Source organism: Paenibacillus sp. 37 (assembly GCF_008386395.1).
In the GTDB taxonomy this organism is placed as follows: domain Bacteria; phylum Bacillota; class Bacilli; order Paenibacillales; family Paenibacillaceae; genus Paenibacillus; species Paenibacillus amylolyticus_B.
On record NZ_CP043761.1, the window covers coordinates 5,482,817 to 5,499,470 of the forward strand.

15 protein-coding genes and 1 pseudogene are annotated in these 16,654 nt (G+C 47.9%); 3 read left to right on the plus strand and 13 right to left on the minus strand.

The window, feature by feature from the left end:
* Positions 1-70 precede the first annotated feature (70 nt).
* The 7 genes from F0220_RS23440 to F0220_RS23470 form a co-directional block, all read right to left on the minus strand.
* Entirely contained in the window at positions 71-1,627 is a 1,557-nt protein-coding gene (locus F0220_RS23440; RefSeq protein WP_105601798.1) for a flotillin lipid rafts scaffold protein FloT, read from the minus strand.
* A 62-nt stretch (positions 1,628-1,689) separates the two neighbouring features.
* Entirely contained in the window at positions 1,690-2,226 is a 537-nt protein-coding gene (locus F0220_RS23445; RefSeq protein WP_017686844.1) for an NfeD family membrane protein, read from the minus strand.
* Positions 2,227-2,504: 278 nt separating this feature from the next.
* Positions 2,505-3,668, minus strand: coding sequence for an iron-containing alcohol dehydrogenase (locus tag F0220_RS23450; protein WP_105601799.1), 1,164 nt, complete (start codon positions 3,666-3,668; stop codon positions 2,505-2,507).
* 93 nt (positions 3,669-3,761) lie between these two features.
* Positions 3,762-4,349 carry an MSMEG_1061 family FMN-dependent PPOX-type flavoprotein gene (locus F0220_RS23455; RefSeq protein ID WP_223199761.1) on the minus strand — a complete coding sequence of 196 codons (588 nt, stop codon included), beginning with the start codon at positions 4,347-4,349 and terminating at the stop codon, positions 3,762-3,764.
* A gap of 149 nt (positions 4,350-4,498) precedes the next feature.
* A complete protein-coding gene (locus F0220_RS23460; RefSeq protein WP_105601801.1) occupies positions 4,499-6,097 on the minus strand; it encodes a UDP-glucose--hexose-1-phosphate uridylyltransferase in 1,599 nt (532 codons plus the stop codon).
* A gap of 14 nt (positions 6,098-6,111) precedes the next feature.
* Positions 6,112-7,101 carry a UDP-glucose 4-epimerase GalE gene (gene galE / locus F0220_RS23465; RefSeq protein ID WP_091020409.1) on the minus strand — a complete coding sequence of 330 codons (990 nt, stop codon included), beginning with the start codon at positions 7,099-7,101 and terminating at the stop codon, positions 6,112-6,114.
* Position 7,102: 1 nt separating this feature from the next.
* Entirely contained in the window at positions 7,103-8,284 is a 1,182-nt protein-coding gene (locus F0220_RS23470) for a galactokinase (RefSeq protein WP_091020411.1), read from the minus strand.
* A gap of 153 nt (positions 8,285-8,437) precedes the next feature.
* Here F0220_RS23470 and F0220_RS23475 point away from each other — a divergent pair, with 153 nt between their 5' ends.
* Positions 8,438-9,412 (plus strand): AraC family transcriptional regulator, encoded by a 975-nt coding sequence (locus F0220_RS23475; RefSeq protein ID WP_197997795.1) that lies wholly within the window; start codon positions 8,438-8,440, stop codon positions 9,410-9,412.
* An 80-nt stretch (positions 9,413-9,492) separates the two neighbouring features.
* Here the strand turns inward: F0220_RS23475 and mgrA are convergent, their stop codons facing one another.
* From mgrA to F0220_RS23505, 6 genes are all read right to left on the minus strand, one after another.
* A complete protein-coding gene (mgrA, locus tag F0220_RS23480) occupies positions 9,493-10,500 on the minus strand; it encodes an L-glyceraldehyde 3-phosphate reductase (protein WP_091020503.1) in 1,008 nt (335 codons plus the stop codon).
* A 77-nt stretch (positions 10,501-10,577) separates the two neighbouring features.
* Positions 10,578-11,318, minus strand: coding sequence for an NAD-dependent protein deacylase (locus tag F0220_RS23485; protein WP_091020412.1), 741 nt, complete (start codon positions 11,316-11,318; stop codon positions 10,578-10,580).
* Between the two features lie 28 nt (positions 11,319-11,346).
* A complete protein-coding gene (locus F0220_RS23490; RefSeq protein WP_105601803.1) occupies positions 11,347-12,114 on the minus strand; it encodes an HAD family hydrolase in 768 nt (255 codons plus the stop codon).
* 64 nt (positions 12,115-12,178) lie between these two features.
* Positions 12,179-12,943 (minus strand): alpha/beta fold hydrolase, encoded by a 765-nt coding sequence (locus F0220_RS23495; RefSeq protein ID WP_105601804.1) that lies wholly within the window; start codon positions 12,941-12,943, stop codon positions 12,179-12,181.
* Positions 12,944-13,036: 93 nt separating this feature from the next.
* Positions 13,037-13,702, minus strand: coding sequence for a bifunctional 2-keto-4-hydroxyglutarate aldolase/2-keto-3-deoxy-6-phosphogluconate aldolase (locus F0220_RS23500; RefSeq protein WP_017686833.1), 666 nt, complete (start codon positions 13,700-13,702; stop codon positions 13,037-13,039).
* 89 nt (positions 13,703-13,791) lie between these two features.
* Positions 13,792-14,757, minus strand: coding sequence for a sugar kinase (locus F0220_RS23505; protein WP_091020417.1), 966 nt, complete (start codon positions 14,755-14,757; stop codon positions 13,792-13,794).
* A 222-nt stretch (positions 14,758-14,979) separates the two neighbouring features.
* On the opposite strand from F0220_RS23505, the gene F0220_RS23510 reads away from it, so the two are divergent.
* On the plus strand, positions 14,980-16,020 hold the full coding sequence (locus F0220_RS23510) for an acyltransferase family protein (protein ID WP_105601808.1): 1,041 nt from the start codon (positions 14,980-14,982) through the stop codon (positions 16,018-16,020).
* A gap of 123 nt (positions 16,021-16,143) precedes the next feature.
* Positions 16,144-16,386 (plus strand): annotated as a pseudogene (locus F0220_RS23515) (KGG domain-containing protein); the annotation flags it as partial.
* Between the last annotated feature and the right edge of the window lie 268 nt (positions 16,387-16,654).

Here is a 16,654-nt window from a genome sequence, read left to right on the forward strand (position 1 = left end):
TCTCGCTTAAAAAGTAACAAAAATTCGTCTTAAGGTCAATAGAGTAACCATGCAAGATTCGAAGTGCTTCTTACTCGTCAACTCCAGCTCTTTCCACAATCTTGTCGATTATAGAAGGAGTTGTTACAGGCTCGCTCTGTTGAATGGCAACCGGTGCAGGTGTTTTGGACTTGGTAAGGCCCTTGATCAGCTGCTCAACGTCAATGCCGGATACGCTCTTAAGCATCTCTGGAGCCGTCGCCATAAGTTCCGTAACATAGTTACTCACCCGCGTGGCACCTTCACCTTTACCTGTATCTACCACAGTCAGTTTATCAATGGATGCAATCGGCTCGGCAATTTTGCCAGCCAGCTCAGGCAGCATTTTTACAATGATATCGAGTACAGCCGCTTCACCAAACTTCTGGAACGCCTCAGCCAGTTTTTCCTTCGCTTCTGCTTCTGCAAGTCCCTTCAAACGAATAACTTCAGAGTCCGCTGTACCTTTGGCAAGTTCAGCATCCGCCATAGCCTGACCTTCAAGTCGCTTCTGTTCAGCTGTTGCTTTGGCATGTGTTTCAATGGAGTACTGTACTGCATCGGCTTCACGCATTCTTTTAGCTTTGTCTGCTTCGGCCGCCTGCTCTACTGCATAACGATCTGCTTCGGCCTTTTTCTTCACTTCGGCGTCATATTGCTTCTCACGTACGATGATTTCCTTGGCCTGGAGGTCAATTTCCCGTTCCTTACGAACGAGTTCAACTTTCATTTCCTCTTCGACTACGGTTTGTCTAGCACGTGCCTCATGAATATGGTACGCCTGATCGGCTTCCGCTTTGGCTGTATCTTGATCCCGCTTAAACGTGGCTACTTTCAGTTCCTTCTCTTTGGCTGCCTCGGCGATATTGGTATCCCGCAGCAACTCTGCTTTCTGGCCCTGTTCTTCCGCATTGGCCTTCTGAATACGCGCATCACGCATGGCTTCCGCTTCGGCAATCTCGGCATCACGCTTCACTGCAGCAATTCTCGGTTTACCGAGAGCATCCAGGTAGCCCTGTTTGTCACGAACATCCTTGATAGTAAATGAGACAATTTGCAGACCCATTTTCTTCAGATCTCTAGCTGCTACGCCTTGGACCTCTTGAGCAAACCGATCCCGGTTCCGATATACTTCTTCCACCGTCATCGTACCGAGAATGGCCCGCAAATGCCCCTCCAGTACCTCCTGTGCTTCGCTTCTCAGCGCTTCTACAGGTTTACCGATGAATTGCTCAGCTGCCGTAGCAACGTCCTCTACAGCGCCTCCAACCTTGATAATAGCGACACCATCAGCGATAACCGGAACACCTTGCTCCGTGTACACTTCAGGTGTGGAGACATCCAGCTTGTGGGACAACAAGGAGATAAATTCTGATTGCTGGAATACCGGCAGGATAAATGCACCGCCACCACGAACAATCTTAATTTTTCGGCCAGAATCATCATCAGAGATATTTTTGCTACCCAAGAATGATCCCGTAACGATCATCGCTTCATCCGGTCCAACCGTTTTGTATCTCGCCCAGAAAGCCAAACCCAGAATCAGTATTACAGCAACCACAACTATAGGAATCAACAATACATCCCAATTCAAATTCAAATTTTCCATTCCACATCTCTCCCCTTATTCATTCATGATGAGTGCTTAAACTAATTAGGTGGTAAGAATACTTATAAATCTTTAAGTACGTTTTCATCCCATTCCGACACACGCAGTACGCCATCTACAACATCCACTACAACAACACGGGCTCCCGCCGCAATGGGGAGGTGTTCAAAACTGGATGCTGTTTGAATCGTACTACCGGAGGCAAAGCGGATCATCACTTCACCAAAACCTTTTTCCGGCACCGGAATGGTAATTTCCCCAATTTTCCCAGATAATTCTTTCATTGAAAATGCAATCGAGACATCGCTGTTACGCATCGGTTTGATATATGCGAAGAATACCAGCATGGCTGCAGCAATACCTATAAGCAGGGATAATATTAGACCCGACATCGCACTTAATGAACTATAACGTGTCAGCATAATGCCTGCCCCACCGAAGGTTGTAATGGAACCAGCTAACACAACGGGTTTGAAAAAATCAAGACCTGGCATCTCAAAAGCCCCGTCCAGCAAGCCGTCAATCAAGTCACCCAGCACCAGGCTGACAACCGCAAATATGGCCCCTCCGATCAGACACCCCCAATATATCGTCTCCATCCCCTGTTCCTCCTCTCTCTGCCGCAAATTCATCCTAACTGGGCATTCCACATGTAAATAAATACGTAACTAACATCAAAATGTTTCAAAATCTTTCCTCAAATGTATTCTGGAGCCGATAATGGGTATTATCATGGCATTCTTTACTTCATGCTTCATGTTCCTCCATCATTCACGTGTACAGTCCGAATACATGAAAAAACCGCAAGCCCCCATATAGGAGACTTGCGGCTATTGGACCACAGGATGTGTCCGTTCACTTGTCAGTGATTATAGAATTACAGAGAAGCCTTGTAGATGGATACAACATCTTCCCGTTGCAGTTTCTTGAAGTTACCGAATGGACCAAACAGCATAGCTTTATCAGCCATTACGTCGATCTGGCTATCATCGATATCGTAATCAGCCAAACGGTTAGGGGCACCAATGGATGTCCAGAATTGGCTGAGCGCATCGATACCTTCTTCGGCAATCTGTCTGTCCGACTTGCCTTCAGGATTCACTTCGAATACATTAATTGCCAGTCGTTTGAATCGGTCCACATTGACATCCAGATTATGTTTCATCCAGTGTGGGAACAAGATTGCCAGTCCGCCACCATGTGGAATATCATATACTGCGGATACCGCGTGTTCAATATTATGTGTTGCCCAGTCTCCTGCAAGACCCATATTCAGCACACCATTCAATGCCATTGTTCCGCAATACAGAATCGTTTCGCGCAGTTCATAGTTCTCCAGATCTTCAACCAGACGCGGTGCTGCTTCCATGACAGTACGCAGAATTGTCTCACAGAAGCCAAGTTGAACCGGTGTATTGGCATCCAGATGGAAGTAATGCTCTAATACGTGGGACATCATATCCACCATACCGTATACCGTTTGGTCCAGTGGAACAGTGTATGTATTCACCGGATCCAGGATGGAGAATGCAGGGAATGAATATGCGCTACCCCAGCCCAATTTTTCTTGTGTATCCTGATTTGTAATAACCGAACCGGAGTTCATCTCCGAACCCGTTGCTGCCATCGTTAATACGGTACCAAGCGGAAGAGCGTCTTGTGCAACGGCTTTGCGCTGAGCAAAATCCCACATGTCGCCATCATATTTAGCACCTACAGCAATCGCTTTGGAGCAGTCCAGTACACTACCGCCACCTACAGCGAGAATCAGGTCAATGTTATTCGTTTTGCAAAGGTCTACCCCTTTATGCACCGTAGAAAGACGTGGGTTAGGTTCAACGCCTGCAAGTTCAGTCACTTCTGCTCCAGCTTCCTTAAGCAATCCGATCACTTGATCGTACAGCCCACTGCGTTTGATACTACCGCCACCATATACAAGCAGAACCCGTTTACCGTATTTCGGTACTTCTGTCTTTAATGTTTCCAGTTGTCCTTTACCGAATATCAGACGGGTTGGATTATAGAATTGGAAAGATCTCATATCTATTGTCGCCTCCAAGGGAGTTTAGAATTTTTAGTGCAACTCCAATTATAGTACCCCGTTTATAGAAAAACAAATCGATAGTCACTCACTTTATAACAATCCGTTAATCTCCAAATGTGCTCTAAACATCTCGCTCGTTGAAGGCAAATCCTCAGCGTCTACCCATGTTTCATGGTCCCATAACCCAGCCTGTTTGAATGCCCGCGGACAATGGATAAAACACTCTTCCACATCCACAATGACAGCTGCACCTATGGTTTTACCACTCCAACCCATGCTGGCGATAAATTCTTCATCCTTGGTGATGGATGCTGTACCATTGATACGCAGCACTTCATTCATTCCCGGAATCAAAAAGAGCATACCGATGCCAGGGTTAGACAACATGTTCAACAACGAGTCTATCCGCCGATTACCTGGGCGCTCAGGATATACGAGTCGATATGTATCATACACTTTTACGAATCCCGCTCCATCGCCCCGTGGTGACACATCACTTTTTCCATCATGATCAGACGTGGAGAGGAAAAATAATGGTGACATGGATATAAAGTTCTGAACATGTGAATCCACAAATGAGATTGCCTTGTTACGCACATGTTCATGCGGTTCACCCACCATGCCTTGCAGTTCCTCAGCATCTGTAATCAACGGAATATCCAATGCCTGCTTTTCCAAGTTATTAACCCCATTTCCTCAATTCATTGTGGTACTCTAGGACTTCACTCCATTATAACTGGCTGGGAAGTTCATTCCAATGCACACAAATGTAAAGAACAACAAGAACACCCGCTCATGAATGGGCGGGTGTTTTGGTTTGTTGACTGCTATTCAATGTATCCCATGCTGCTTACAAAACGACGGAAGGCCTGGCGTCCTGCTTCATCATATTTGTAGACACCTGCATGTTCGAGAATCTCGGCAAATTTCAAGCCAACTTCCTGCTGTACAATGGAAATAGCTTGTTCCTTGTCCAAATTAGGACCAAATCGTTCAATCAATTCTTCCGCCCAGCCCAGATGTTTGTTCAACACATGATCAGAAGCTTTGGCGGCTTCAGCAAGTTTGGCATCTCCAGCGAGAATATCCGCGATACTGTCCAGCTCTTCCTTCAAACGACCTGGCAGGATGGCAAGTCCCATCACTTCGATCAGACCAATGTTTTCTTTCTTCAGATGGTGCATTTCACGGTGAGGATGGAAAATCCCTTCAGGATGCACATCATTTGTACGATTGTTACGCAATACAAGATCCATCTCGTAGCCACCGTCTGCACTGCGACGAACGATTGGTGTTACCGTATTGTGTGGTACCTGCTCGCCGTCTATTTCACTGAATGCTTCAATATCCACAGCTGAATCACTGTAAACCTTCCATGCCTCATACACAGCGTTACCGGCTTCAAGCAGCTCTGCAGGATCGTGTGAGGCCAGACGCATGACGGACATTGGCCATTTCACAAGACTCAATGTAAGTCCAGGTGCATCCGCATGGCGGAATACCGCCTCTGGCTGTGCATTTTGAATCGCAAATGTATGACGACCACCTTGGAAATGGTCATGTGTCAGGATAGAACCGCCCACGATCGGCAAATCCGCGTTAGATCCGATAAAGTAATGCGGGTACTCCCCGACAAAGGCAAGCAGTCTGCGCAGCGTATCTTTGGTCAGCTTCATCGGCACATGATCATGATGGAAAATAATGCAGTGCTCATTGTAGTACACATACGGCGAGTATTGGAACAACCAAGGCTCGTTGTTAAGATTCAACGGAATGACCCGCAGATTCTGGCGGGCCGGGTGATTCACCCGACCAGCGTAGCCTACATTTTCACGACACAGCTGGCATTTTGGATATACCGGTGGCGGAAGCAATTTCGCCATGGCAATTTCCTTCGGGCTTTTCTCCGGCTTCGAGAGGTTAATGGTAATCTCCATCTCCCCATAAGCCGTATCCTGCGTCCAATAGACGTTCTTCGAGTTGCGATCCATCCGAATGTAGTTGGAGTTAATCGACAAGTCATAGAATTGGGATGTGGCCGCCTCAATGCCTTCCGTCTGCTCGGTGTGGCGGAATGCGCGTACCACTTCGGATGGGCGTGCCATCAACTGACCCATGATTTTGGCATCCAGCAAATCACGGAACGTATCACTATTTTCAGGAATGAGTCCAATGGAAAATCCATAATCGATCAACGTATCCAGCATCGCCTGTGGACTATCGGGCACAGTTGTGTCCAACTCACCGGCATAAGGCTCTGAGAATCCGAATTGTTCCAACAAGAGGTTGCGGCTATAATCCCAATCCGCTTCCTCGATTAATTGTTTCTGCAAGGCAAATGCAACCAGACGTTCAATGGCATGCAGTGCTTCCTGCTGCTCCGGTGTCCGCTCTGTGGCACCTGCTGCAATATGAGTCTGTGACATAAGGTGTTCGCCTCCTAATTTTTTCCGTAGCCGTCAGGACGTGATTGGTGCCAGCTCCAAGCGCTTTGAATGACATCTTCCAGATTGGTCCATTTCGGATTCCAGCCCAGAACGGATCTCGCTTTTGCAGATGAGGCTACCAATACAGCCGGGTCACCCGCACGACGTGGTTCCTGAACAACCGGAATATCGAGGCCAGTCACTTTTTTAGCTGTTTCGATCACTTGTTTTACCGAGAATCCAGTGCCGTTACCCAGGTTAAACACGTTACTGTTCTCACCTTTGCGCAGGTAATCTACTGCACGCAGATGTGCATCAGCCAAGTCGCTCACGTGGATATAGTCACGGATACATGTTCCATCTTCTGTTGCATAGTCGTCACCAAACACAGCAATGTGTGAGCGTTGTTTCAAAGCCGTTTGCAGTACGAGTGGGATCAGGTGACTCTCTGGCTGGTGATCTTCACCAATTTTGCCGCTCTCATGCGCACCGGCTGCATTGAAGTAACGCAGGGAAACGTACTTGATATCCTGAACTTTATCGAACCATGACATCATGCGTTCCATCATCAGTTTCGTTTCACCATATACATTGGTTGGCTCTGTACGATCGCTCTCTTCGATTGGCACTTTCTCAGGCTCACCGTAGGTAGCTGCTGTAGAAGAGAAGACGATGCGGCGTACGTTAGCTGCATTCATCGCTTCCAACAGACAGAGTGTACCAAACACGTTGTTGTCATAATATTTAACCGGGTCTTTCATACTTTCGCCTACGAGTGAGTTGGCTGCAAAGTGAATGACTGCATCGATTGAATTCTCAGCGAACAGCTTCGCCAGAATTTCTTTGTCACGCAGATCCCCTTCATACAACTTACCGCCGAGCAACGCTTCACGATGCCCTGTCTGCAAGTTATCCAGTACAACAACCTCTTCTCCACGTTCCAACAAAGCCGCTACCGTATGAGATCCAATATACCCTGCTCCACCTGTCACCAAAATTGCCATTTTACTTCGCCTCCTTCAATTCTTTAACACCGTCACCTACGCCGCACACATAAAAATCACCTTTGAGACTGGTGCGCGCTTCATATGCAGCGCCCACTTCGCTTACAAAACGCTCGACATCATTTTCATGCACCAGCGATACGGTACAACCGCCAAATCCTGCGCCAGTCATTCGGGCACCAAGTGTGCCAGGAATCCGCTGAGCTTCTTCAACCATAACATCCAGCTCATCACAGCTTACTTCATACAAGTCACGAAGCGATTCATGAGAAGCGTTCATCAATTGGCCGAAGGTTTCCAGATCATTACGCTGCAATGCTTCGACCGATGCGAGCACACGTGCATTCTCTTCCACAACATGTTGTGCACGCTGTCTTACTTTCTCATCCTTGATCTGATCCTGTAGTGTTACGAACTGCTCTGGCGTCAATTGAGCCAGGTAATTCAGTGCAGGCAGCTGTTCCTTCAAGATGGCAAGTGCCTGCTCGCATTGGGAGCGACGTTCATTGTACGCCGAATCCACCAAACCGCGGCGTTTGTTTGTGTTCCCGATGACCAATTTGTAAGAGCCTGTACGGAAAGGAACCTTTTCGTACTCCAGTGTGTCACACATCAGCAGGATCGCGTGATCCTGCGCACCGTTGGCCACAGCGAACTGATCCATGATTCCACAGTTGACACCTACGAACTCATTTTCCGCTTTCTGGGACAGAAGTGCCAGTTGAACTGTATCAATATCCGCTACGCCCTCCAGAGATTGAATCGCGAATCCGGTAAGTACCTCCAGAGATGCGGATGATGAAAGTCCTGCCCCGTTCGGAATCTCCCCGTGGTACAGGAAGTCGTAGCCTTTTGTTACATTCACGCCTTTCCCTTGCAATTCAACCATGACACCAACAGGATAGTCGATCCATTCTCCGGTTTTCTCTTTACCGATGGTGGAAGTATCCAGTACCCCTTCATAAGACATGTTCGTGGAAGCCAGTTGCAACTTGTTGTCCTGACGCTCACGGATAATTAATGTTGTTCCGAATTCAAGTGCTGCCGGAAGCACGTATCCACCGTTATAGTCAATGTGCTCACCGATCAGATTCACACGCCCAGGGGCATGAAACACACGGATGTCCGCTCCACTCTCTCCGTACTTCTCAATAAACTTTTGTTTCAATTCAGTTACGTTCACTGCTGGTGCACCTCGCCTCGTTGTTGTTGTTTTCTTAATGTTATTATATAAGAAAGCGGTGCCTCTTGTAATGCAACCATGTGTGTTTCATATGGATAAATGTGACCTTAAGGCGTATAATGATCGGAGCATCCCGGAAAGAAGGAAACGACCATGTCAGATCAATCCAACCCCAAGAAAGAATCCCTTGCATCTTCTACCGAAAAAATACAGGAGTCACCTTCCGGTAAAAGTGGAGCACTCAGTTATTCGGTTGCCTCCAATCCCGTCTATTATGAGCAAGGCGCACTGCATGTCCTGTTTGCCGGAGCAAGCCAGACCCTTCCGGGTCACGCCCTCGGCCCTAAATTGTTTGATTATTATCTGCTGCATTATGTAGAAAAAGGGGCGGGTACGTTCCGTACCGAACTGCACACCTACGAGTTATCCGCAGGTGATTGTTTCCTCATTCACCCCGGGCAACTGGTGAGCTACCAGTCACATGCCCGTAACCCATGGCAATACCGCTGGATCGCCTTTACGGGCAGCCAGGCTGCCCAGTATGCCGAGGAGGCAGGATTCCGCCCGGAAAAGTCCGTTTTTCATGCCGGACCCTCTTGTGGAATTTCCGATTGGTTATCCGTGATGCAGGATGCTTTTGCCGAGCGCAAAGAAAGCTCCCATTTCACATCACTGGGTACGTTATATATGATTCTAGCCGAAGCACAGAATCACCTTTCGCAGGGGCAAACCTTAATTCCAGGTGAATCATCCATCCGACGTACGGTGAAACAGATGATTCAATATATGTCCACCCAATATGCCTATCCTGTCTCCATTGAACAAATGTCTGCGAGTCTTGGGTATAATCGTGCGTATCTTTCCCGCATTTTCAAACAGGAAACCGGACTGTCGCCAGTCACGTATCTGCTAAAACTGCGGATCGACAAGTCGCGCCAACTCCTAAGAGGACGCCCAGATCTGTCCATCGAACAGGTATCTGCATCGGTCGGACTGCCAGACGCGCTGTATTTCTCCAAACAGTTCAAACGATTTCACGGTGAAGCGCCCAGCTTGTATCGAGAGAAAATACTGTCCCATCCACTACATCAGGGTTTACAGAAAAATGCTCAACAGATCAAACGGTGAGCAACATAAGGACGGAACCACGTACAACAAAAAAAGGTGCATTCCGCCATTATGGCTAAGATGCACCTTTTGCACTTTATTTATTTGTCATCTGGCTCCGGAGACAGAATGGATTCAATCCGTTCCAATTCCTCTGTAGAGAAATCCAGTTGACTGAGCGCAGCCACATTCTCTTCAATCTGGGAAGGACGACTTGCGCCAATCAGCGCAGAAGTTACCCTGCCATTACGCAGCACCCATGAGAGTGAAAATTGGGCCAAACTCTGACCACGGGCTGCTGCAATCTGGTTCAGCGCACGCACTTTGCGGAGCGTCTCTGGAGAGATGTTGTTTTCATTCAGGAATACCGACGGTCCTTTGGCACGTGAGTCTTCCGGGATACCATTCAAGTATTTGTTCGTGAGCACACCTTGTGCCAATGGACAGAATGCAATACTGCCTGTTCCATACTCATCCAGCACGTCCTGCAAACTATCTTCAATCCAGCGGTCCAGCAGCGAGTATTTCGGTTGATGGATTAACAGGGGCGTACCCAGACCTTTCAGAATTTCGGCAGCCTGTCTTGTCTGCTCTGCGGGATAGTTGGAGATTCCTACATAGAGGGCTTTACCCGAGCGAACAATATGATCCAGTGCCATCATCGTTTCTTCCAAAGGCGTTTCGGGATCATAACGATGTGAATAGAAAATATCCACATAATCCAGGCCCATACGCTTCAAGCTCTGATTCAGACTGGAGACCAGATTTTTGCGTGAACCCCACTCGCCATACGGCCCAGGCCACATATAATAACCCGCTTTGGTGGAGATCACCAGTTCATCACGATAAGGTTTCAGATCCTGGGCCAGTACCTGTCCAAATAACTGCTCTGCCGAACCTGCCGGTGGGCCATAGTTGTTGGCAAGATCAAAATGTGTAATACCCAGATCAAATGACCGGGTAATCATATTTCGGCCATTCTCAGCGTTATTGATACCGCCAAAGTTATGCCACAGCCCCAGTGAAATCGCTGGCAGTTTCAAACCCGAACGTCCAACGCGGTTGTATTTCATCGTTTCATAGCGAGTATCGCTTGCTACGTAGACCATCATGAATCCCTTCTTTCCCCAGGTTCCGCCTCCTGATCCGGTCAACACCGGAGAATGCGGTTATTCAGTCCATACGTTTAACCAAGAAGCTGGTCCACATGATTCATTACCTCACCAATCGGCTCTGTAATCAGCAAATCCGCCCTGCTGTCGTAAGCGGTAGGTGTAGCATTGAGCAGAACGGTATGTTTTCCCTGAAAATACGTAATTAACTGGGCTGCTGGATATACCGTCAGTGACGTGCCGCCCACGAGTAACAGGTCTGCGGAAGACAATGCATCAATAGAGCGATACAATGTTGTCTGGTCCAGCTCTTCCTCGTATAGCACCACATCCGGCTTGATAACACCACCGCATGCGGTACAGCGAGGTACGGTATCTTGGGATTGTATAATATCATTCAGTGCATAAAACTGCTTGCAATCCATGCAGGCATTACGATGAATTGAGCCATGTAGCTCCAGGACATTGCTGCTGCCTGCCTTCTGATGTAGTCCGTCGATATTTTGCGTGATCACTGCCTGAAGTTTTCCTTCCTTCTCCAGACGAGCCAATAGTCGATGGCACCCGTTAGGTTCCGCATCTGGATGAAGCATTTTGCCTCGATAAAAATCATAAAAAATATCCGCATGCTGATCAAAAAAATGTCGGCTTAACAACTCTTCCGGTGGATAAGGCGAATGCTGCTCTGTCTGATACAGACCCGCAGCCGAGCGGAAGTCGGGAATCCCGCTTTCCGTTGAAGTTCCGGCCCCTCCGAAAAAAACAATCCGGGAGCTTTCCTGAATCCAGGCAGCCAGTTGTTCTGTTACGTTCATCCTCTCTCCTCCTTTTGGCCAGAGTGACTTATATAATCACACTTATCTCATTATAATGACGAATAATGGCATGTGCATCAACCAGGTGAGATCCTTGATCTAACTGCGGACAGTAACCGAGCGTATAGGATACCTCTGCGTGACGCCCCATCTGCATATCCCCATTGCTGTCTCCAATGACAACGGCCTCCGCAGGATCGATATGTAATTCACGGCAAGCCAAGAGTGCAGCTTCTCCATCCGGTTTGCCCTGGGTTACCCGATCACAGCCCACAATGGAGGTGAAAAAGGAACGTATCCCCATCCAATCCAGATGTGTTTCTGCTGCCGCTGTGCTGTCTGAAGTGACAACTGCCAGCGGTATGTCCGCTGACCTGCAACTCTGTAAGAAAGCAAGTAATCCTGGCATCGGTTCAGCCGATTTGCGCTCTCTTACCGATCTCATGGCCACACTTGAAAATTGGCGTATCGTTGTGATCGCTTCATTCCATGGCATGCCTGCTGCATATAACTGCCCGGCAAGCAATCCCGTGCACTCATCCACAGTCGCAATGGCAAGTGGACCTTGCGGATCATATCCAATAATATGACCTTGTGGATTATGGGTAGTGCCCAGAACGTGCTCCAGTTCAACCGTAAATGAAGCACCAAGTTCATTCATACGTGATTGTAACTGACTCAGCAATGTCTCTGCCCACGGCCCCCATAGCTGGAGGAATTCCAGCAGTGTTCCATCTTTATCGAACAGGATAGCTTTACATGGGATCTGCGCTCCATTCACTTGAAGCATGGTCATCCATATCACCTCCATCAAGTTATGCTATCAATGCATTCAACCCTTAATGCAGAATAATCAAGATCTACTCGATGGTACTTAACCAAGCCAGTACCGTCTTGACGGTCTGATTCAGCTGTTCTTCTCCACTCACTTCCGGCTCGCCATCCCCTTTTTGATGACCATAATCACCGAACTGGGCGTGGTTTCCACCTTCAATGGTGTAGTACACCGTCTCCGCGGGCAAATACATCCGTCCACTCTGATACTTGGTCATATTCACAACCTCATCTTTAGTACCCAGAATGGATAAGGCAGGTAGACCCAATGTCAACAGACTTCCTTTTTCATCCGGGTAAGATGCCAAGAAGAAGATCCCATGAAGTGCATCTGGATGCACGGCTACATAACGTGCAGCCATGGATCCGCCGAGAGAGTGTCCACCCATAACAAATTGTTCCTCTGGATATGCTGCCAGAATCTCATCTGCCAAGTTTGGCTTAAGCACTGCCAGGTTAACTGGCATCTTGGCAATAATCGTGTGATGACCGGCAGAAGCCAGCTCATGGGCAAGTGGTGCATAACTTTCCGGTTTTACCAGTCCACCAGGGTAGAAAAGCACACTTTTCCCCGTCGGTTTGTCTGGCACAAAATCAATCCAGTTCTCTTGTTCACTCACCGTCACCTTATTGGCTGTTTCCATAGCTGTTTGAGCTGTCTCCTGTGGACCGTATGGTGTGAATAATTTCCACGCAACAAATCCACATCCAATGACAATGAGCGCCAGAAGTACGAGCAGGAATTTCCCGATGCCCCTCTTCTTGCGCCCTGTATTATACCGATTTCTCAACGTTAATCACCTTTCTTCACTTCCGCAGGTGCCGCGGCTCACAGAATTGGGAGCCCTCATTCATCAGGCTCCCCTTCTACGAATTAAAAAATATTATTCAGCCTTGGCCTTACGGTAAGCATCCATATATTGTTCCGCTTTGCGACGGACATGACTCAGGTCACCCGTCTTCACAGCTTCCGATGTCAAGTCGGAGCCGATCCCTACAGCCACTGCTCCACCCTTGATCCAATCTCCCAGATTAGACAAGGATACCCCGCCAGTTGGCATAAAATTAGCCTGAGGCATAGGGCCCTTCATCGTTTTGATAATCGAAGGATCATATAGATTTCCCGGGAACAACTTCACAATGTCCACGCCGAGTTCCAAGGCGCGTTGAACATCAGCAATCGTCATCACACCAGGCAGAATCGGAATTCGATACAGGTTGCAGATCTGAACCGTATCCGGGTTCAGGGAAGGTCCAACGACAAACTCGGCACCCGACATGATAGCCGCTCTCGCCGTTTGCGGTTCAAGCACCGTTCCCGCACCAATAATCGCGAATTTCTCTGGATCTTGTGTGTTCCAATGGTATACACGGCTTAATTTTTCAATGGCTTTGAGAGCACTGGGTACGGTCATCGTAATCTCGATAACTTTAATGCCACCCGCGATCGCTTGCTCGGCCATGGCAATGACCTGATCCGCAGAATCTGCACGCAGAACTGCCACAACCCCATTGTCCGTAATCTTTTGCAACAGCTGAAGCTTCTTCATTTCATTCTCTCCCTTGTCAATGTGGTGGTTGTGTATACAAGCCTTACATTTGAAGAACGAAGATGAGCCATATATGATTTCAGCAGCGACTAGCGCTCAACATGGGCAACATTGTTCAGCTTGGCCTCGACCTGCCCCCACGTCGGGAGCGCCTCCCAATCGCCAACAGCCTGTATAACCATGGAACCGGTCAAATTGCCGAGACGGGTTGCTTCCTGCGGGGAGTATCCTTTTAATATACCCGTTAAAAATCCCGCGCAGAATCCATCTCCTGCACCTACCGTATCCAGAACATGATCCGCCTTAAAGTACGGAACTTCAGTTAGGGTACCATTCGCTAATACGTAGGTCAAATCAGGGCCACCCTTCACAATGCACACAGCATTCATGGCAGATAAACGCTCAAGTACTTTTTGATCATTTTCTTCGTTATATAGAAGTTTCATCTCGTCCAGACCCGGTAAAAAGTAGTCCGCCAGTTCAGCTAAACGCAGTAAAACCGGACGGGCCTCATCCGCAGACCATAGTTTGAGACGCAGATTTGGATCAAAGCTTACTTTCACCCCTGCCTGTTTGGCAATATGTATAGCAGCCTCTACCGTAGCAAGTCCGGACGGGCTTATCGCTGCCGTTATACCCGTAACGTGCAATATCTTCGCCCCGGCAATATAGTCGGGATCCAGATCATCAGGTGTGATCGCACTTGCAGCAGATAGCTTCCTATAATAATGCACCGAGGCTTTCCCGGAAGCGTTCTCACGAATCATCAAACCAGTGGGCTCGTGATCACTCAACCTTACCCGGGATACATCTACGCCTTCACCGCGAATGGCTTTCAGTATCATACTGCCGATCGGATCATTGCCCAAGCGTCCAAACCAACCACTGGTATGCCCCAGGCGGGATACGCCAATAGCCAGATTGCTCTCAGCACCCCCGAAAGACTTGTCCAATGTGGCTGCATATTCCAGCCCTCTTGTATCCTTGGCAGTCAGCAAACCCATACTCTCCCCAAACGTAATAATTTCCGGGCTTGGATAGGGACTCGTTGACATGATTTCTTCCCTCCTTATATTTACATTCCCTCATCTTCTTTTTCTATTGTCATCCTCTATGCAACCGTTGTCAATCCCGTTGCGTTCATTTTGTTGTCACAGCTTTGAGAAAAGATAACGCTTACTAATGTGAATTAAATCACAATAGATAATGCACATCCATATTACCCTTATTACAGATGCAAACGACCTGGCAACCAGGGTCTATAAGGGGGCTACACCATGAAAAATCAGACACTGATCCGGGATGATCAGGAATCTTTCTTTTACAATCTGCGCTTTATGCTTATCGTCTGTGTCCTGGCTGGTAATGCACTTGAACCACTCATCACACGTTTTGCAGGAGCGGAAGCTCTGTTCCTGTGGATATATACGTTTCACATGCCACTCTTTGTATGGGTGACCGGGTATTTTGCGACACACTCACTCCAAGGTGCATCTGGGCGAAACGTCCTGAAGCAGATTGCACTACAGTATGTACTGTTTCAGTCCTTATACGCATTGATGGACTTTACCGTATTCCATACACCCCATATGCGGCTATCCTTCTTTGCACCTTACTTGCTGTTATGGTTTCTCGCGAGTCATTTCTGTTGGCGACTGTTGGTTCGTCTGACGATTTCCTGGAAACCGATATATCGGCTGATTGGATCGATTACGCTTGGTATAATTGCCGGGTATTTGCCCATCGACGGGTTCTGGCTCAGCTTCAGCCGTACGTTTGTATTTCTGCCGTTCTTTGTCATCGGTTATGACTATGGAACAACCATCCGTTCACGTTTATTATCCGGTTGGGGTCGAAAAACCGCAGCCATCCTCTCTGCTGCACTGTTGGTATGGATCGGGTATGGGGGTTTGAATATTTCAACCGGATGGTTACTCGGCAGCATGACGTACGCCGAACTGGGTCACCACGAATGGTATGCCGGCATCTTCCGACTTGGAGTCTACCTATTGGAGATCGCATCGGCAGCACTGTTCTTGGCCTGGGTACCTTCCTTGACTTCCAGACTGACGGACCTTGGACGACGCACACTCTATGTATTCCTGCTGCATGGGTTTCTCGTTCGTCTCGCGATCTGGTCCGGAGTCTACAGTTATATGGGAAGCTCGGCGTATATTCCAGTCATACTGGTCATTGCCATACTCTTCGCAGTCACACTGGCTCTGCCGGCTGTGCGTCACACGTTCAAACCCTTGATTGAACCGGATATATCCCGATTTTCTTTCAATCGACATGAGGTGTTTAAACGATCGGCCTAACGCTCTGACGGATCTCTTCACCATCGATTCTATTCTGGTGTGTTGTTTCAGTCTGGAAATAAGGTGGTAAATTAGGGATACGCGCTACAAAAAACAACTTATCGTTGTAAGGAGTGATTTGTAATGGCACGTCAACCGACGTCAGAACGCAAGATGAGCCGTGAGGAAGCTGGCAGATTAGGTGGCAAAGCGACTTCCAAGAACCATGATCGAAGCTTCTACCAGATGATTGGAAAAAAGGGTGGAGAAGCGACTTCAGATGCCCATGACACTGACTTTTACAAGCAGATTGGTCGCAAGGGCGGCGAAGCAACCTCCGAAACTCATAATAAGGAATTCTATCGTGAGATTGGACGCAAAGGCGGAAGCAACTCATGAATTCCGCTTGCCACATCGAAACATGATCATAGCTTTCCCGTAAATCAAGAAGTCTAATTCCATGAAAATGGTTTGAGGCTTCTTTCTATTGTTTGTAGAAATATGACGACGGTTGTGATAGACTCAATAGAAAAACCGGGTGTTCACGGGTTTAAAGCAGCAAAGAATTTCAAAAACTACGGGGAGCTCGACACCGGCATGCCGGTCCTTTTTTTAGAGTACGGATGAAATTAAACGACAGATGCACTGCCATTTA